This window comes from Rhodanobacter aciditrophus (assembly GCF_050026795.1).
In the GTDB taxonomy this organism is placed as follows: Bacteria; Pseudomonadota; Gammaproteobacteria; order Xanthomonadales; family Rhodanobacteraceae; genus Rhodanobacter_A.
Genome location: NZ_JALBWP010000011.1, coordinates 560,538 through 576,912, shown reverse-complemented (window position 1 = coordinate 576,912; position 16,375 = coordinate 560,538). Strand labels below are relative to the sequence as shown.

Sequence of the window (16,375 nt, the reverse complement as noted above, 5' to 3'; positions counted from 1 at the left end):
CAGTTGCGTTGCCCGCGCCGTCGCTGCGCGGCGGTCAGCCCGCGGGGATCGCCAGCACGGTGCCGGCGCGCACCACGTTGCCGTCGATGTGGTTTGCGCTCTTCAGCGCGCCGACGCTGATGCCGTATTGCCGCGCAATGCTGCCCAGGCTCTCGCCCGCGCCCACCCGATGCAGGTCGCGCACGTCGGCGTCGGCCGGCGCCGGCGCAGCGTCGGGCGCGACAGCCTCCGGCCCGCGCGGCCGGGCCGCGGCAAGCTCGCTGCCGTTACGCCGCGCGGCCTGCGCCGCGAACCAGGTGCCCGGCGGCGGGGTCGATTCGAAGTAGCTCTTCACGCCGCTCATCACCGCCTCGGCCAGCGCCTGCTGGTGGCCGGGATCGCGCAGCTTGCGCTCCTCGGCCGGATTGCTGATGAAGGCAGTCTCGACCAGGATCGAGGGCACGTCGGGCGAGCGCAGCACCACGAAATTCGCACGCTCCACGTAGCCGCGGTGGGTGGGGCCGAGCTGCGCCAGCGCCTTGAGCACGTTGCCGGCCACCACGTCGCTGGCTTGCACGGCCCAGCCCTGCTGCATGTCCAACAGCACCTTGGCGAGGCCATCGTTCATGTCGTCCAGCGACACGCCGCCGATCAGGTCGGAGCTGTTTTCGCGGTCGGCCAGCATCCGCGCCGCCACCGAGCTCTTGCCGCGCGAGGACAGCACCCACACCGAGGAGCCGCGTGCATCGCCGCTGGTGAACGCGTCGGCGTGGATGGAGACGAACAGGTCGGCGTCGTGCTCGCGCGCGATCTGGTAGCGGCGCGCCAGCGGGATGAAGTAGTCGCCGTCGCGGGTAAGGATGGCCTTCATGCCCGGCTGCTTGTTGATCTGTGCCGCGAGGTCGCGCGCCACCGCCAGGGTGACGTTCTTCTCCAGCGTGCCGTCCGGGCCGTGCGAGCCCGGATCCTTCCCGCCGTGGCCGGCGTCGATGCACACCACCACCTTGCGCTGGCCGTCCAGCAGCGCGGCGGCCTGCTCGGTGATCTGGCGGCTGGCGCCGATGCCCTTGCCGCCATGGCGGCCGCGAAGCGGCGCGACCGCGGCCTGGCGGGGCGCGGTCGCCGGCGCGCCAGCCGGTTCCGCGACGGCCGCAGCCGCAGCGTTCGCATCGCCGCCGTTGCCTGGCAGGAGATCCAGCACGAGCCGGTAATGGTCACCCTCGGCCGGGGCGAGCACGAAGCTGCGCACCTTGCTGCCGGCGGCGGTTTTTGCCGCAAGCCGCAGGCCATCGCCCTGCCGGCTCTGGCTCATGCCGCGGTACAGGCCTTGTGCGGCGGGGCCGGCGAAACCCGGCGCGAGCCCGCCGTGCGCGAAGTCCACCACCACCTGGTCGTCCTCGCGATCGATGCGGTAATCCGGCTTGCCGCTGAGGTCGAACACCAGGCGGGTATGGCTGGCGTCGGCCCAGACGCGGGCCGCCGTGACGTCGGCCGCGCGCGCGCCGCCGGACGCCAGCGCGGACGCCAGCGCGACGGCAAACACACCACCCAGCCTGTTCAGGTATCCCCGCATGAGGCGCATTGAATCGCAGGCAACCGGGGATTGCAAGAAGTTTTCCCTTGAATATCCATAACCTGCAGACCATTTGTCAGACCCGGTCTAGATAGAGGGCGCAAGTTGCCCATGGCAAGCAAGGCGGCGACCCGGCGCCACACCGCGCCCCTTGCTATTTTTTCCAATGGAAACCGACGCTTGCCGGGACGCTTCAGTGCAGGCGCGCCAGCAGTTCGCGTCCCCGCGCGGTATGCGCCTGCAGGCCTGCCTGCCGGCCGCCGTCGGCATACGCCAGTTGCAGGGTGAGATCGGCCGCGGGCAAGGCGCCCCGACCGCGCTCGGGCCATTCCACCAATACCAGCGCCGCCGGGTCGGAGAGCGCATCCAGTCCCAGCCACTCGAGTTCGCCAGGATCGGCGATGCGGTACAGGTCCAGGTGCCAGGCCGGCCGGCCCTGCGCCTCGTAGCCCTCGATCAGGCTGTAGGTCGGGCTCTTGATGCGCTCACCCACCTCGAGCGCGCCAAGCAGCGCGCGGGCGAGCGTGGTCTTGCCCGCGCCCAGCTCGCCGTGCAGGTAGATCACCATGCCGCCGCCGTTCAGCGCCGCGGCAAGGCGACGGCCCAGCGCGTGGGTGGCGGCCTCGTCGGCCAGCGTCCAGATGCGTGCGGTCATGCGTCGATCCCGTTGCCAAGCGCACGCAACGGCGCCAGCAGGTCGCTGGCGACGAGGCCGCGCTCCCCGCGCCGTGCCGCGCAATCGCCCGCGCGCGCGTGCAACCCCGCGCCCAGGCAGGCCGCCTGCCATGCATCGCACCCCTGCGCCAGCAATGCTGCGACGACGCCCGTGAGCAAATCGCCCATGCCGCCCGTGGCCATGCCGGGATTGCCCCATGGACAGACGTCCAGACGGCCATCCGGCGCAGCGATCAGGCTGCCCGCGCCTTTCAGCACCACGACGGCCCGGCAACGTGCCGCCAGCGTGCGGGCCGCGGCGAAGCGATCCGCCTCCACTTCGGCCACGGTGCTGTCGAGCAGCCGCGCCGCCTCGCCGGGATGCGGCGTCAGCACGGCCGCCTGCGTGAAGCGACGCGGCTCGCGTGCCAGCAGGTTGAGTCCGTCGGCATCGAGCACCAGCGGCTTGCCGCTGTCCAGCGCGGTGAGCCACAACGCGTGGCTCCACGCGCCCTGCCCCAGGCCCGGCCCCAGCGCCAGCACTCCGGCGCGATCCAGCAGCGGTTCCAGCGCCTGCGGACCGTCCACGCCGTGCGCCATCAATTCCGGCCGCGCGGCGTTCAGCGCGAGCAGATGCTCAACGCGCGTGGCCACGCTGACCAGGCCCGCGCCGGCGCGCAGCGCTGCCTCGCCGCACAGGCGGATTGCACCGGCCATGCCGTGTTCGCCACCGATCGCCAGCACGTGGCCGTTCGTGCCCTTGTGCGCATCGCGCGCACGCGGCGGCAGATGCGTGGCTTGCAGCAGATGCGCATCGGCTGCCGTGTCCTGCCACAACGTCTCGGGCAGGCCCAGCGCGTCGAGTTCCAGCGCCCCGACGTGCTCGACGGCATGGCCGGTATGCAGGCCGCGCTTGGCCGCAATGAAGCTCACGGTGACCGTGGCGCGGATCGCCGCGCCCGGCACCTGGCCGGTGTCGGCATCCAGTCCCGAGGGCACGTCCAGCGCCAGCACCGGCACGCCGCTGGCATGAATCGCTTCGATCAGCGCCGCCGCCGGTGCCTCCGGCGCACGACGCAGGCCGGTGCCGTACAGCGCATCGACGTGGACGTCGGCTTCGGGCAGGGCTTCATCGGGCTGCCACAGCCGCACGGCACCCCCGCCATCCCGCCACGCCTGCCGCGCCAGGCCGGCGTCGCCCGTGGACGCATCGCCGAGCGCAAGCACCTCCACCTGCAAACCAGCCTCGCGCGCCAGCGCCGCCACCAGGAAGCCGTCGCCGCCGTTGTTGCCGGGCCCGCAGTGCACCGCGATGCGCCGCGCCTGCGGCCAGTGCCGCCGCAGGCTGGACAGTGCCGCCCAGGCCGCGCGGCGCATCAGCTCGAAACCCGGCACGCCCAGCTCATCGATCGCACGGCGATCCAGCGCACGCACCTGGGCAACGGTGTAGAGCTCGCGACGGTGGGACGGTGTTGGCATGTGGCGATTATAGGGATGCACCGCTCCGCAGCGCTGCAACGGCGGGCCGAAGCTTCCACGAACACGGTTGCCCGCCGCAGGCACAGCACCTGCATGCGCGGGATTCGAAGCGGTTTCGGCCGGCTGCCTTGCCATGGGAGTCCCTGGCAAGGCAGCGCGCTCCTGGCGCGCACCGTTCGAAAAACCGAAAGGGGCAGGAGCCCGCTCGAAAGCCCGGCACCGACTTGGGCGGACGAACCGCCCTGTCGCCTGCGACGAACCGCAGGCGCTGCATCAACCGCGGCAGCCACACGCCATGCACCACGCGCCCCCCACCTACAATATGGACATGCCCACCCGCACCGCCATCGACTACGCCACCCTCGCCCGCGACATCAAGCGGTGGGCGCGCGAGCTGGGCTTCACCGACGCCGGCATCAGCGGGGTCGAGCTGGGCGAGGACGAGCGGCACCTGGAGGCCTACCTCGCGGCGGGCCACCACGGCGAGATGGAGTACATGGCGCGCCACGGCGCCAAGCGCGCCCGCCCGGCCGAGCTGGAGCCGGGCACGCAGCGGGTGATCTCGGTGCGCATGGATTACGTGCCGCCCGGCACGCGCAACGCGTGGGACGTGATCCGCGACGGCGAGGCCGGCTACGTGTCGCGCTATGCGCTGGGCCGCGACTACCACAAGCTGATGCGCAACCGCCTGCAGAAGCTGGCCGAACGCATCCACGGCGTGGCGGGCGATTTCGGCTACCGCGCCTACGTCGACTCCGCGCCGGTGCTGGAGAAGGCGCTGGCGCGCAACGCGGGGCTGGGCTGGATCGGCAAGCACACCGTGCTGATCAACCGCCGCGCCGGCTCGTACTTCTTCCTCGGCGAGCTGTACACCGACCTGCCGCTGCCGGTGGACGAAGCGGCCAGCGCGCATTGCGGCAGCTGCACCCGCTGCATCGACATCTGCCCGACGCAGGCGATCCTCGGACCGTACAGGCTGGACGCGCGCCGCTGCATCTCCTACCTCACGATCGAGCTCAGGGGCTCGATTCCCGAGGAGCTGCGCGCACCGATGGGCAACCGCATCTTCGGCTGCGACGACTGCCAGCTGGTCTGCCCCTGGAACAAGTTCGCGCAGGATGCCGCCGAGCCGGACTTCGCGCCGCGCCACAGCCTCGACGGCGCAAAGCTCGTCGAGCTGTTCGCATGGAGCGAGGAAGAATTCCTGAAGCGCACCGAGGGCATGGCGATCCGCCGCACCGGCTACGAGGGCTGGCTGCGCAACATCGCGGTGGCGCTGGGCAACGCGCCGAAGTCGGCGGCCGTTCGTGCGGCACTCGAGGCCCGCGCCGGCCATCCCTCGCCCGTCGTGCGCGAGCACGTGGCCTGGGCACTGGCGCGGCAGGCGGCTTGAAACTTCAGCCCTGCGTGGCGGGTATCCCGAACACCTGGCGCAGGTACGTCACGTAGGCGGCGTCCTCGCACATGTTCTTGCCCGGCGAGTCGCTGAGCTTGGCCACCGGCTGGCCGTTGCAGCGGATCATCTTGATCACGATGTTGAGCGGTTCCGGCCCGGTGTCGTTGCTGAGGTTGGTGCCCACGCCGAAGGCGAGCAGGCAGCGGCCGCGGAAGTGCTCGTAGAGCTGCATCACCTTGGGAATGTCCAGGCTGTCGCTGAACACCAGCACCTTGCCGCGCGGGTCGACGCGGTTGGCGCGGTAGTGCGCCAGCATGCGCTCGCCCCAGTCGAACGGGTCGCCGGAATCGTGGCGCGCACCGTCGAACAGCTTGCAGAAATACATGTCGAAGTCGCGCAGGAAGGCGTCCAGGCCGTACACGTCGGAGAGCGCGATGCCGAGGTCGCCGCGGTACTCCTTCGCCCAGGCCTCCAGCGCCGCCACCTGCGAGTCGCGCAGGCGCGGGCCCAGCGCCTGGTGCGCCTGCAGGTACTCGTGCGCGAGCGTTCCCAGCGGGGTGAGGCCGAGCTTCCACGCGTACCACACGTTGCTGGTACCGGCGAGCTGGTTGCCCAGGCCGTCGCGCAAGGCGGCCAGCACCTCCCCGTGCCACTCGCGCGAGAAGCGCCGGCGGGTGCCGTAGTCGGCGATGCGGCAGTGCTCGTAGCCGGGCGTGCCGTGCAGCAGCGCGATCTTGGCCTGCAGCCGGCGGCGCCCCTCGGCGAGGGCGTGATGCGGCTGGGTGTTGCGGAAGTACACCTCGTTGACGATGGCCAGCAGCGGCACCTCGAACAGGATGGTGTGCAGCCACGGCCCCTTGATGCGGATCTCGATCTCGCCGTTGCCCGCTTCCGCGGGTTCGATCGTCACGTACTTCGCATTGAGCTGGAACAGGCCCAGGAAATCCACGAAGTCGCTCTTGATGAAACGCATCGCACGCAGGTGGTCGAGTTCCTCCGCGCTGAAGCGCAGGCTGCACAGCGCCGCCAGCTCGGTACGGATCTCGTCGATGTACGGCACGAGGTTGATGCCGGGGTTGCGGCACTTGAAGCGGTACTCGACCTGCGCGGCCGGATAGTGATGCAGCACCACCTGCATCATCGAGAACTTGTAGAGGTCGGTGTCCAGCAGCGATTCGATGATCATGCGTCGCCCGTCCGGCGCGGCGGCACGCGCGGTGCCGAATTCGCGATTATCCATCCCGGTGGCGGATCGCGGGCATAAAAAATCCCGGTAGCCAGGGGAGTAGCTACCGGGATTCGTCAGGTCGGCGCGTCAAGAGGGGAGAGAGAGGGGCCGACCCCCCGACGGTGCGATGTCCTGCTCCGTCTCCTGTCGCCTCACGGCGATACGTGTGCTTAGTGTAGCCGATGCGGCACAAGTTCAAGCGCGAGCGCCGTCCTGGTTCAGTTTCCAGCCAGCCGCGGCAGCGGTGGCGAAGGCTTGACGCGCGCCAGGGATTCGACGCGCGGATGTTCGAGGAAGAAGCGCACCATCGCCTCGCTGGCGTCGACCTGCCGGCTGGCACGACCCACGACGAACCTCGGCAGGTACTGCGGCCCGCCGGGCCAGGTGTGGCCGCCGTCCCGGATGGTGTAGAGCGCAACGGCGCTGCCGCCGCGGCATTGCGTCCAGTCACGGCGGGAGACGCGTGTGCGATCGAATGCCGCGCGCAGCGGCAGTGGCTCGGCCCCGGTCGAACTCGCGCAGGCGTCCACCCGTGCCCAGAACGCGGTGGTGGCGTCGACCGACAGCACGACGCCGCCTTCGCCATGCCCGCCGAAGTCGGCCACCTTGCCGCCGCCGTAGGGCATGACCGGATCGGCCGTGCCGTCGAACTGCAGCACCGCCACCGGCCGCGCCGGGCGGCACCGCGGCTGGTAGTCCCGCGCCAGCGTGCCGGCCACCGCGGCGATGCCGGCGATGCGGCCGGACAGTTCGCAGGCCACGCGCTCGACGAAGATCGCGCCGTTGGAGATGCCGGTGGCGTAGACGCGCGAGCGGTCCACGGCATGGTCGCGCTCCACGGCATCCAGCAGCGCACGCACGAAGCCCACGTCGTCGACCTTGTTCCTGATCGAGTCGCGACCGTCGTTCCAGTGCCGGTCCACGCCCTGCGGGTAGACCACGATCAGGCCCTCGCGGTCGGCGATCCCGTCCAGGTGGGTGAAACGCAGCATGCTGCGTGCGGTGCCCCCGCCGCCATGGAAGACCAGCAGCAGCGGATGCGCCACGCCCGCGCCGCCGGGCGGCACGTGCACCAGGTAGCTGCGTTCGAGGCCGTCGACGCGCAGGGTGTGGGCCGCGTCTTCGCCAGCCAGCGCCGGCGCGACGCCGAGCAGCGACAGCAGCAGGCAGGACAGCGCGAAACGGAGGGTCGCAGGCATGCTCCGGCTTCCGTCAGCGCGCGACGGCAGGGTCGGGCAAACGCAACGTGGCGACGAAACCGCCACCCGGCGCGTTGGCGAGTTCGAGCATGCCGCCGTGCAGCTCGGCGGCACGCATGGCAATGCCGATGCCCAGCCCGGTGCCGGCGCTGCTGCGCGCGCGATCGCCGCGCAGGAAGGGGCGACCCAGCTGCGGCAACAACGCGGGTGGCACGCCCAGTCCGTGGTCGGCCACGCCGACGAAGACCCCGCGCGCATCGCGGCCCAGCGTCACGCGGAACGGCGCCGCGCCGTGGCGCTCGGCGTTGTCCATCAGGTTGCCCAGCGCGCGGCGCAGCAGGCGCGGCCGCGCCGTCGCCGGCAGGCTGTCGGGACCGTCGGCCTGCCAGGCTTCGGGGTCGTGGCGCAGACCCAGCAGCTGGCCGACCAGGGTGGCGAGGTCGATCTTCTCCAGCGCCTCGTCGCGGCCGTCGCGGACGAAGGCGAGACACTGCTCCAGCGCGCCGTCGAGTTCTTCCAGATCGTCCACCATCGCCGCGCGGCGCTGCTCGTCGCCGGCATCGCCCAGCTCCAGCGCCAGCCGCAACCGCGCCAGCGGCGTGCGCAGGTCGTGCGAGATGCCGGCCAGCATCAGCTCGCGCTCGCGCGCACTGCCGCGCAGACGCGCGCCCGCCTCGCGGAAGGCTTGCGCCAGGCGCTCGACTTCGCGCGAGCTGCCGTCCAGCGCCACCGGCTCGCCGCCGAGCAGGGCGCCAGCGCTGCCGGCCAGCCGCTCCAGCGGACGGGTCAACAGCCGCGCCAGCAAGGCGGCAATGCCCAGCGCGATCAACCCGGCCAGCACGGCGATGCTCACCGAGGAGGCGAGCATGCGCTCGCGGTTGCTGGGCTCGCTCATCACCACCCAGCGGCCGGGCGCCTGCGCGCTGCCGATCCAGATGTGCGTGTCGGGGTTCTGCACCACCACCACGCGCGTGCCGGCGCCCAGCTGCTCGCGCACGTGCCGCCCCACCGCCAGCGCGATGGGCGCCACGCGCACCGTGGACGGCGGCGGTTCGCCTTCGGCGAAGCGCACGCCCAGCGCGTCGAGCCGCGCCAGCGTGCGCGCGGCGCCCGGATCGTGGCGCGACGCCAGCTGATCGGTGGCCAGCGCGGCGGCGCTGGCGAGGCGACCGTAGATCCCGGCGGCGAACTGCCGGTTGGAGCGCACCGACAGCACGGCGGACAGGCCAAGCGCCAGGAACAGCGCCAGCGCCAGCAGCGCCAGCACCAGCACGAAGGTGGTGGGCCTGCGCTTCATGCGGATTCTCCCCCGTCGGGCACGAACACGTAGCCCTTGCCCCACACGGTCTGCAGCCAGCGTGGCTGGCGCGGATCGTCCTCCACCAGGCGGCGCAGGCGCGACACCATCACGTCGATGCTGCGATCGAAGGCCTCGTGGTCGCGGCCGCGTGCCAGCGCGATCAGGCGCTCGCGGCTGAGCGTCTCGAAGGGATGGCTGACCAGGGTCGCCAGCACCGCGAACTCGCCGCTGGTGAGCTTGAGCGACACCTCGCCGTCCAGCAGCTGGCGGCTGGCCGCGTCGAAGCGGAAGCGCCCAAAGCGCACCGGCTCGCGCTCCGCCTGCGGCGCGCCGGCCAGCGCGCGCGGACGGCGACGCAGCACCGCACGGATGCGCGCCACCAGCTCGCGCGGGTTGCAGGGCTTGGACAGGTAGTCGTCGGCGCCGATCTCCAGGCCCACGATGCGATCCACCTCGTCGCCCTTGGCGGTGAGCATGATCACCGGCGTGTCGATGCCGCTGGCGCGCAGGCCGCGGCACAGCTCCAGGCCGTCGGCGTCGGGCAGCATCAGGTCGAGCACGATCAGGTCGGCGTGGTGCGCGGCCAGTTCGCGATGCATGGCGGCGGCGTGCGCGGCGCCGCGCACGCGAAATCCCTGCTGGGCGAGATAGCGCTCCAGCAGGTCGCGCAGGCGCAAGTCGTCGTCGACGACGAGGATGTGGGGGGTGTCCATGGCGCGACTATCCCCTGCGCGCCGCCGCGCCGGCAAGCAGCCGCGGGCGCCCATTGCAAGCAAATGTTTCCGGCCGGGGAACCCGCAACAAGCGCTCACATTCGGCACGGATGCGGAAACACCTTGCCCCGTCGGCCGCGGGAAAGTGGCCCCACGCCGCCGCGACGACGGCGCCCATCCATCGCCGAGGAGTCCGCCATGAACCTTTCCCGCCCCGTCCGCCTCGCCTCGTTTGTTCTTGCCGGCGCGCTCGCCGCCGGCGCCACGGTGCCGGCACAGGCCGCCGTCCACGGCTGGCGCAGCGGCAAGGCTGGCCACGCGGCCGGCACCGTCCGCAACGGCCAGGGCGGCCTCACCCACTTCCGCGGCAGCCGCGCCAGCGGCGCGAGGGGCGCCGCCGCGCACGGTTCGGCCACCTCGGTGAATCCGGACGGCAGCCTCAGCCACCGGGGCGGCACCAGGATCACCGGCGCCAACGGCGGCAGCTTCACCGGCAGCAACAGCTACACGCGCAACGCCGACGGCTCCGCCCAGGGCAGTTTCCAGCGCAGCGGCACCGGTGCTGCGGGCAGCAGCTACAACAGCAGCGGCAACTACGCGCGCAGCAGCAATGGGCAATGGAACGCCAGCCGCCAGACCACCGCCAGCGGCGCGCGCGGCAGCTACGACGGCAGCACCACGGCGTCCAACGGCAGCGCCACGCACGACGGCACGATCATCGGCGCCAACGGCGACAGCTACACCGGCCAGACCAGCTGGACCAGGGGCCAGGGCATCAGCCACAGCGGCAGCTGCACCGACGCCAGCGGCAACACCATCGCCTGCGGGCACTGAGGGCATCCGCCATGCCCACCGGACACCTGCGCGTGCTGTTCTTCCTGCTGGCCAGCCTGCCGCTGGCGCTGCTGGAATGGTGGTGGCGCCGCCGCGTGGCGCGGCTCGGCTACGACGGCAAGGCGGCGCTGACCTCGCTCGCCATCGGCGTGGGGCACGTGCTGAGCGCGCTGCTCACCGCCGCCGCCATCGCTGCGATCTACGCCCTGGCCTGGCGACTGGCGCCGCACCACTGGCCGCTGCGCGACTGGCGCACCTGGCTGGCCGGCTTCATTGCGGTGGAGCTCGCCTACTACGGCTACCACCGCGCCAGCCACACGGTGCGCTGGATGTGGGCCACACATGCGGTGCACCACACGCCGGAGGAGTTCACCCTGTTCGCGGCGATCCGGCTGGGCTGGACGCACCTGCTCTCGCTGGGCTGGCTGTTCTACCTGCCGCTGGTCGTGGCCGGTTTCGACCCGCGCCTGGTCGGCGCGCTGCTGGCGTTCGACCTGCACTACCAGTTCTTCCTGCACACCGAGGCGGTGGGCCGGCTGGGGCCGCTGGAGTACGCGCTGAACACGCCGGCCCACCACCGCGTGCACCACGCCTCCAACCCCGCTTACCTCGACTGCAACTACGGCGGCGTGCTGATCGTGTTCGACCGCCTGTTCGGCACGCTGCGCGAGGAACGCGCCGACGAGCCGGTGCGCTACGGACTGGCCCATCCCCTGCCCTCGCGGCGACCGGCCGCCATCGTGTTCGGCGAATGGCGACGGTTGCTGGATGCCCTGCACGTGGCCCACGGGCCACGCGAAACCCTGACCGCCCTGTTCGGGAGACCCTGATGAAAACCTTGCTGCTTTCCCTCGCCATCGGCGCCACGCTGGCCGCCACCGTCCTTCCATCGGCATCGGCCGCGCCGACGCCGCGCGCCGCCCCGCTGCCGTCCGGCGTGCGCGAAATCCACGACGTGGCCTACGGCGCGGGCAAACTGGAGCGCTTCGACATCTACCTGCCGACGCAGGGGGCGCACGACGCGCCGGTGATCTTCATGGTGCACGGCGGCGGCTGGGCGCACGGCGACAAGACCGACGCCAACGTGGTGCAGAACAAGGTGGCGCGCTGGGTGCCCGAGGGCTTCATCCTGGTCTCCACCGACTACCCGATGCTGCCCGAGGCGAACCCGCTGCAACAGGCGCAGTTCGTCGGCAACGCGCTGGCCGCCGCGCAGCGCATGGCCGGCAGCTGGGGCGGCGACCGCCAGCGCTTCATCCTGATGGGCCATTCGGCGGGCGCCCACCTGGTCAGCCTGGTCAGCGCCGAGCCGGCGCTGGCGCTGGAACGCAGCGCCGCGCCGTGGCTGGGCACGGTGGCGCTGGACAGCGCGGCCTACGACGTCACCCGGATCATGCAAGGCCCGCACCTGCCGCTCTACGACGACGCCTTCGGCAGCGATCCCGCGTTCTGGGCCGCGGCCTCGCCGATCGTCCAGCTCGACGGCCGCATCGCGCCGTTCTTCGCAGTGTGTTCCTCGCTGCGCCGGGAGTCCTGCCCGCAGGCGCAGCGTTTCGTGGCGAAGGCCGACCTGCTGGGCACGCGCGCCAGCATGCAGCCCGAGCCGTTGACGCACGAGGAGATCAACGCCGACCTGGGCCTGCCCGACGCCTACACCGAAGCCGTGGAAGACTTCATGCGTACGCTCGACCCCGCGGTCGCGCGGCGACTGGACCATGGCGGCCAGTGAACGCTGGCCGTTCCAAGCGACCTCCCCGGAGACCCCGATGAAGTACCGCAACCGCATCCCCGTCCTGGCCACCGCGCTCGCGGCGGCCGCGCTGCTGGCACCGGCGCTGACGCAGGCGCAGGCCGGCATGTTCCGTCGCCTGCTGATGCAGCGCCGCGCGCAGCAACAGCCGGCGGCGCTGGCGCCGATGACCACGCTGCCGGCGGGCGTGCGCGCGATCCGCGACATCGCCTACGGCAACGACGCGCAGGAGCGCTTCGACGTGTACCTGCCCGAGCGCCCGGTGCACGACGCGCCGGTGATCTTCATGGTGCACGGCGGCGGCTGGACGCGCGGCGACAAGAACACCCTGCGGGTGGTGCAGAACAAGGTGGCGCGCTGGGTGCCCCGCGGTTTCATCCTGGTGTCGGCCAACTACCCGATGGTGCCGCAGGCCAACCCGTTGCAGCAGGCGCAGGAGCTGGGCCTCGCGCTGGCCACCGCGCAGCGCATGGCCGCGAGCTGGGGCGGCGACCGCCGGCGCTTCATCCTGATGGGCCATTCGGCCGGCGGGCATCTGGTCAGCCTGATCGGCGCCGCGCCCGCGATCGCGCTCGCGCGCGGCGCCACCCCCTGGCTGGGCACGGTGGACCTGGACGGCGCGGGCTACAACATCGTGGAGATCATGCAGGGGCGCCACCTGCGGCTCTACGACACCGCCTTCGGCAGCGACGCCGCGCTGTGGGCCGCGGCCTCGCCGTGGCAGCGGCTGGACGGGCGCATCGCGCCGTTCCTCGCAGTGTGTTCCTCGCGCCGGCGCGAATCCTGCCCGCAGGCCAGGGCCTTCGTGGCCAAGGCCGCCGGCATGGGCACGCGTGCCAGCGTGCTGCCGGAGGATCTCTCGCACGAGGAGATCAACGAGCAGCTCGGCCTGCCCTCGGCCTACACCGCAGCGGTGGAAGCCTTCATGCGCAGCCTCGACCCCGCGGTGGCGAGGCGCCTCGACGGCACGCGCTGAGCGGCGCATGCGAGGATGGCGGCGCGGCAGCCAGCCGCCATCCCACGGAGCCCGCATGAAACCGCTGCTCGCCGCCTGCCTGCTCTGGCTGTGCCTGCCGTTCGTCGCCCATGCCGCCCAGCTGCGCATCGACACCGGCCATGGCGTGCAGGACTGGAGCAGCGCGCAGCTGCTGGCCCGTGCCGACGCGCGCGAGGTGGCCATCCCGATCGACGTCGCCTACCGCCGCGCCATGCGCTACCGCGCGGTACCCCTGCGGGCGCTGCTGCCGGGGTTGGCGAAGGGCGAGCACCTGCAATTCGTGGCGCGCGACGGCTTCGTGGCCGAGATGCCTGCCGGCGTGCTGCTGAACCGCCAGGGCGCGCAGGCCTGGCTGGCGGTGGAAGATCCGGCCCGCCCCTGGCCCGCGCTGGCCGCGAAGGCCGACAGCGCCGGCCCGTTCTACCTGGTGTGGACGAACCCGCAGGCCGCGCAGGTCGGTCCCGAGCAGTGGCCTTACCAGCTGGCGTCGATCCGCGTGCTCGCCGGCGCGGACGAGCGCTTCCCGGCCATCGTGCCGCACGCCGACGCCGGCGCCGACGTGCGCCGCGGCTTCGAAGTGTTCAAGCGCACCTGCTTCGCCTGCCACACCATGAACGGCGAGGGCGACGCGCAACTGGGGCCGGACCTCAACCTGCCCTACAACCCCACCGAATACCTGCGCGCCGACCTGCTGCGCGGCTTCATCCGCAACCCGCAGTCGCTGCGCCGCTGGCCGCAGGCGAGGATGTCCGGCTTTCCCACCCAGGCGTCGCTCAGCGACGCCGACCTCGATGCGGTGCTGGCCTACCTGCGCTACATGGCCAAACACAAGGCCACTCCATGAAAAGTGCGGCCACGGATGGCCGCCCGTTTGATCCTCGCGATCAAGGATGATCGCAAAGGTCATGCAAAGTGCGGCCATGGATGGCCGCCCATTTGATCCTCGCGATCAGGGATGCTCGCAAAGCAGGCCCTGCAGCGCGGCATCGCGCTTCGCCTTCGGCCTGCGCGCGAGCTGGCGCACCCGCGCGTAGAACGCCGGCCACCGCGCACCGCTCTGGCGGAACAGCACGGCGAACGCCGGCGTCCATGCATCGTACAGGCCGAACGGCAGCAGCCGCGCGTTGTTGATGGGTTGTTCCACCCAGGCGTCGTAGCGGTGGTCGTGCGGCCAGTGCGCGTCGCGCCACTGCGCGTAGCGCTGGCGGAACGCGGCGATCTCGCGCTGCTTGCCCGCTTCCATCGCCTCGATGTCCCCGCCGCCGGCGTACAGCGACTTCAGGCGATCGCGCAGGTCCAGCACCAGTTTCGTGAAACCGTCGGCCATCGCCTGCGCGTGGCCGTCGGCCGGCGGCAGGCCCCGCGCGGCACGCCATTCGCGCAGGCCCTCGGCCTGCACGAAGCTGGCGAAGGATTCGTTGAACGCGGTGTCGCCCCTGGCGTAGATCAGCTGGTGCGCCAGTTCGTGGAAGAGCGTGCCGGCCAGTTCGTCGTCGTCCCAGGGCAGCATGCTGGAGAGGATCGGGTCGGCGAACCAGCCCAATGTGGAATACGCCGGCACGCCGCCCACCCACACGTCATCGCCCTTGTCCCGCATGCGCGCGGCATCCGCCTCGGCGGCGGCCTCGCTGAACCAGCCGCGGTAGGCCACGCAACCGGCAATGGGGAAGCAGTGGCGTACCGCCTCGACCGAGAAGCGCGGCGTGGCGAACACGTTCCACACCACGTACGGCCGGTGCAGGTCGACGTAATAGGTGTAACTGCGGTTGTCCGGCAGATCCAGTTCGCGCGAGGCGAACTCGCGTGCGGCCAGCGCCAGCGACAGCCGTGCGGCGAGCTTCGGGCCGGTGGCCGGGTCCCTGAGCAGCTTGCGCACCGGCTGCCGCCGCAGCACCAGCTCGCCCTGCCCGTGCACCGCCTGCGCGTAGTAGCGGATGCTGCTGCACGCGCACAGCGTCAGGCTCATCGCCGCGAACGCGATGAGCCTTGGCAGGTCGCGATGCGCGTTCGCCGGCGGCCGGATCATGCCGCCATGATGCCGCAGCTGCCGGCGGGGGAGCACCGGGAATCGGCGGAAAAGTCCACATCGGGCGGCAGGTGTAGTGCCGGCGGACCCGCTCCATGCCCGTGCGCACCTCTCGCGAATCGGCCCCGTGGCTGGGCGGCGCGGCTGAAGTCCACTGCTCCTCAGTGACGATGGTCGTCGCGACGACCACCACGACGGTCATGGTCGTGGTCATGGCCGTCGCCGCCACGCCAGTGACCACCGCCATGCCAGCCGCCACGGCGATCGTGGCGATCGTGGCGATATCCGCCATGGCCGTACCACACGCCGCCGATCGTCACGCCAGGCGCGTAGCAGCAGCCGTACCAGCCGTCGTACCAGGCCGGTCCCACGTAGTAACCGTCGTCGTAGACCACGCCGTTGCCGTAATAGGCCGGACCGGTATACGGCGTGGCCCGCACGTAGCTGTAGCCGGGATCGTAGTAGCACCCCGACAGCAGCGCGGCGACCGTGACGAGGACGAAACCGCAGAGCAGGCGTTTCATGGCATGGCCTCCATGGGAGACGACAGCGCCAGCCTGCGCCCGCCCGCTTGAACCGGCGCTGATGCCGGCGCCGGCCGGGATTCAGAATCGCGGCTGCAGCAACTCTCCGAGGAAATGCGACAGCACCGGCGGGTACACCAGCAGGGTGAACGCCACACCGTAGGCCGCGCCCCACAGGTGCGCGCTGTGGTTGACGTTGTCCTGCCCGCGCCGGTCCATGTAGATCGAATAGCCGGTATACAGCACCGCGTAGACGATCGCCGGCATCGGCACCACGAACACGATGATGCGCGACCACGGCGCCAGCAGGATGTAGCCGAACAGCACCGCCGATACCGCGCCCGAGGCACCGAGGCTGCGGTAGCCCGGATTGCCGCGGTTCTTCAGGTAGGTGGGCAGGATCGAGACCACCAGTCCGCCGATGTAGAACAGCGCGAAGCCGAACGTGCCCAGCTGGCTGGCGTAGAAGCGCTCCATCACGCGCCCGAAGAAGAACAGCGTGATCATGTTGAACAGCAGGTGGCCGAAGTCCGCATGCACCAGGCCGTAGGTCACCAGCCGGTGGTATTCCTTGCGGCGGGCGATCGCCGGCGGCCACAGGATCAGGTCGTCCATCACCTTGCGGTTGCCGAGGGCGATGAACGAGACGATGCAGGTGACCGCGAGGATGATGAGGGTGATCGGCATGAGCGTTTCCGCACCAAGGTGACGAAGTGGCGCATC

Annotated in this window: 16 protein-coding genes; 6 read left to right on the top strand and 10 right to left on the bottom strand. The window is 71.3% G+C overall.

Going from position 1 to position 16,375, the window contains the following annotated elements:
• Positions 1-34 precede the first annotated feature (34 nt).
• The 3 genes from ACQGNW_RS11405 to ACQGNW_RS11395 form a co-directional block, all read right to left on the bottom strand.
• On the bottom strand, positions 35-1,552 hold the full coding sequence (locus ACQGNW_RS11405; protein WP_426663281.1) for an N-acetylmuramoyl-L-alanine amidase: 1,518 nt from the start codon (positions 1,550-1,552) through the stop codon (positions 35-37).
• A 193-nt stretch (positions 1,553-1,745) separates the two neighbouring features.
• Complete coding sequence (gene tsaE, locus ACQGNW_RS11400) at positions 1,746-2,207, bottom strand: tRNA (adenosine(37)-N6)-threonylcarbamoyltransferase complex ATPase subunit type 1 TsaE (protein WP_426663280.1); 462 nt, start codon at positions 2,205-2,207, stop codon at positions 1,746-1,748.
• Positions 2,204-3,685, bottom strand: coding sequence for an NAD(P)H-hydrate dehydratase (locus tag ACQGNW_RS11395; RefSeq protein WP_426663279.1), 1,482 nt, complete (start codon positions 3,683-3,685; stop codon positions 2,204-2,206). The genes tsaE and ACQGNW_RS11395 overlap by 4 nt, the downstream gene beginning before the upstream one ends.
• 328 nt (positions 3,686-4,013) lie before the next feature.
• Between ACQGNW_RS11395 and queG the strand changes: the two genes are divergently transcribed.
• Entirely contained in the window at positions 4,014-5,078 is a 1,065-nt protein-coding gene (gene queG, locus ACQGNW_RS11390) for a tRNA epoxyqueuosine(34) reductase QueG (RefSeq protein ID WP_426663278.1), read from the top strand.
• A gap of 4 nt (positions 5,079-5,082) precedes the next feature.
• Here queG and pncB read toward each other — a convergent pair whose 3' ends face one another.
• The 4 genes from pncB to ompR form a co-directional block, all read right to left on the bottom strand.
• Positions 5,083-6,267 carry a nicotinate phosphoribosyltransferase gene (gene pncB, locus ACQGNW_RS11385; protein ID WP_426663277.1) on the bottom strand — a complete coding sequence of 395 codons (1,185 nt, stop codon included), beginning with the start codon at positions 6,265-6,267 and terminating at the stop codon, positions 5,083-5,085.
• A gap of 260 nt (positions 6,268-6,527) precedes the next feature.
• Positions 6,528-7,508, bottom strand: coding sequence for an extracellular catalytic domain type 1 short-chain-length polyhydroxyalkanoate depolymerase (locus ACQGNW_RS11380; RefSeq protein WP_426663276.1), 981 nt, complete (start codon positions 7,506-7,508; stop codon positions 6,528-6,530).
• A 13-nt stretch (positions 7,509-7,521) separates the two neighbouring features.
• Entirely contained in the window at positions 7,522-8,805 is a 1,284-nt protein-coding gene (locus ACQGNW_RS11375; protein ID WP_426663275.1) for an ATP-binding protein, read from the bottom strand.
• Positions 8,802-9,521, bottom strand: a complete 720-nt coding sequence (ompR, locus tag ACQGNW_RS11370) for an osmolarity response regulator transcription factor OmpR (RefSeq protein ID WP_426663274.1) — start codon at positions 9,519-9,521, stop codon at positions 8,802-8,804. The genes ACQGNW_RS11375 and ompR overlap by 4 nt, the downstream gene beginning before the upstream one ends.
• A 198-nt stretch (positions 9,522-9,719) precedes the next feature.
• On the opposite strand from ompR, the gene ACQGNW_RS11365 reads away from it, so the two are divergent.
• From ACQGNW_RS11365 to ACQGNW_RS11345, 5 genes are read left to right on the top strand one after another with little or no spacing between them, the layout of a single operon-like run.
• Positions 9,720-10,355, top strand: coding sequence for a hypothetical protein (locus tag ACQGNW_RS11365; RefSeq protein WP_426663273.1), 636 nt, complete (start codon positions 9,720-9,722; stop codon positions 10,353-10,355).
• An 11-nt stretch (positions 10,356-10,366) separates the two neighbouring features.
• Complete coding sequence (locus ACQGNW_RS11360; protein ID WP_426663272.1) at positions 10,367-11,185, top strand: sterol desaturase family protein; 819 nt, start codon at positions 10,367-10,369, stop codon at positions 11,183-11,185.
• Positions 11,185-12,084 carry an alpha/beta hydrolase gene (locus ACQGNW_RS11355; RefSeq protein ID WP_426663271.1) on the top strand — a complete coding sequence of 300 codons (900 nt, stop codon included), beginning with the start codon at positions 11,185-11,187 and terminating at the stop codon, positions 12,082-12,084. Before ACQGNW_RS11360 ends, ACQGNW_RS11355 begins: the two co-directional genes overlap by 1 nt.
• 37 nt (positions 12,085-12,121) lie before the next feature.
• Positions 12,122-13,081 carry an alpha/beta hydrolase gene (locus ACQGNW_RS11350; protein ID WP_426663270.1) on the top strand — a complete coding sequence of 320 codons (960 nt, stop codon included), beginning with the start codon at positions 12,122-12,124 and terminating at the stop codon, positions 13,079-13,081.
• Between the two features lie 55 nt (positions 13,082-13,136).
• Positions 13,137-13,946, top strand: a complete 810-nt coding sequence (locus tag ACQGNW_RS11345) for a cytochrome c (RefSeq protein WP_426663269.1) — start codon at positions 13,137-13,139, stop codon at positions 13,944-13,946.
• Positions 13,947-14,051: 105 nt separating this feature from the next.
• On the opposite strand, the gene ACQGNW_RS11340 is transcribed toward ACQGNW_RS11345, so the two are convergent.
• From ACQGNW_RS11340 to ACQGNW_RS11330, 3 genes are all read right to left on the bottom strand, one after another.
• Positions 14,052-15,068 (bottom strand): aminopeptidase, encoded by a 1,017-nt coding sequence (locus ACQGNW_RS11340; protein WP_426663652.1) that lies wholly within the window; start codon positions 15,066-15,068, stop codon positions 14,052-14,054.
• A 221-nt stretch (positions 15,069-15,289) separates the two neighbouring features.
• Positions 15,290-15,652, bottom strand: a complete 363-nt coding sequence (locus ACQGNW_RS11335; RefSeq protein ID WP_426663268.1) for a hypothetical protein — start codon at positions 15,650-15,652, stop codon at positions 15,290-15,292.
• Between the two features lie 81 nt (positions 15,653-15,733).
• On the bottom strand, positions 15,734-16,339 hold the full coding sequence (locus ACQGNW_RS11330; RefSeq protein ID WP_426663267.1) for a rhomboid family intramembrane serine protease: 606 nt from the start codon (positions 16,337-16,339) through the stop codon (positions 15,734-15,736).
• Positions 16,340-16,375: the final 36 nt, after the last annotated feature.

Bases quoted from the DNA above. Each gene is read 5' to 3' on its own strand.
- pncB (WP_426663277.1), bottom strand. From the start codon at position 6,267: ATGATCATCGAATCGCTGCTGGACACCGACCTCTACAAGTTCTCGATG.
- ACQGNW_RS11375 (WP_426663275.1), bottom strand. From the start codon at position 8,805: ATGAAGCGCAGGCCCACCACCTTCGTGCTGGTGCTGGCGCTGCTGGCG.
- ACQGNW_RS11330 (WP_426663267.1), bottom strand. From the start codon at position 16,339: ATGCCGATCACCCTCATCATCCTCGCGGTCACCTGCATCGTCTCGTTC.
- ACQGNW_RS11350 (WP_426663270.1), top strand. From the start codon at position 12,122: ATGAAGTACCGCAACCGCATCCCCGTCCTGGCCACCGCGCTCGCGGCG.
- ACQGNW_RS11380 (WP_426663276.1), bottom strand. From the start codon at position 7,508: ATGCCTGCGACCCTCCGTTTCGCGCTGTCCTGCCTGCTGCTGTCGCTG.
- ACQGNW_RS11365 (WP_426663273.1), top strand. From the start codon at position 9,720: ATGAACCTTTCCCGCCCCGTCCGCCTCGCCTCGTTTGTTCTTGCCGGC.
- ACQGNW_RS11355 (WP_426663271.1), top strand. From the start codon at position 11,185: ATGAAAACCTTGCTGCTTTCCCTCGCCATCGGCGCCACGCTGGCCGCC.
- ACQGNW_RS11395 (WP_426663279.1), bottom strand. From the start codon at position 3,685: ATGCCAACACCGTCCCACCGTCGCGAGCTCTACACCGTTGCCCAGGTG.
- ACQGNW_RS11340 (WP_426663652.1), bottom strand. From the start codon at position 15,068: ATGAGCCTGACGCTGTGCGCGTGCAGCAGCATCCGCTACTACGCGCAG.
- ompR (WP_426663274.1), bottom strand. From the start codon at position 9,521: ATGGACACCCCCCACATCCTCGTCGTCGACGACGACTTGCGCCTGCGC.
- ACQGNW_RS11360 (WP_426663272.1), top strand. From the start codon at position 10,367: ATGCCCACCGGACACCTGCGCGTGCTGTTCTTCCTGCTGGCCAGCCTG.
- ACQGNW_RS11345 (WP_426663269.1), top strand. From the start codon at position 13,137: ATGAAACCGCTGCTCGCCGCCTGCCTGCTCTGGCTGTGCCTGCCGTTC.
- ACQGNW_RS11405 (WP_426663281.1), bottom strand. From the start codon at position 1,552: ATGCGGGGATACCTGAACAGGCTGGGTGGTGTGTTTGCCGTCGCGCTG.
- queG (WP_426663278.1), top strand. From the start codon at position 4,014: ATGCCCACCCGCACCGCCATCGACTACGCCACCCTCGCCCGCGACATC.
- ACQGNW_RS11335 (WP_426663268.1), bottom strand. From the start codon at position 15,652: ATGAAACGCCTGCTCTGCGGTTTCGTCCTCGTCACGGTCGCCGCGCTG.
- tsaE (WP_426663280.1), bottom strand. From the start codon at position 2,207: ATGACCGCACGCATCTGGACGCTGGCCGACGAGGCCGCCACCCACGCG.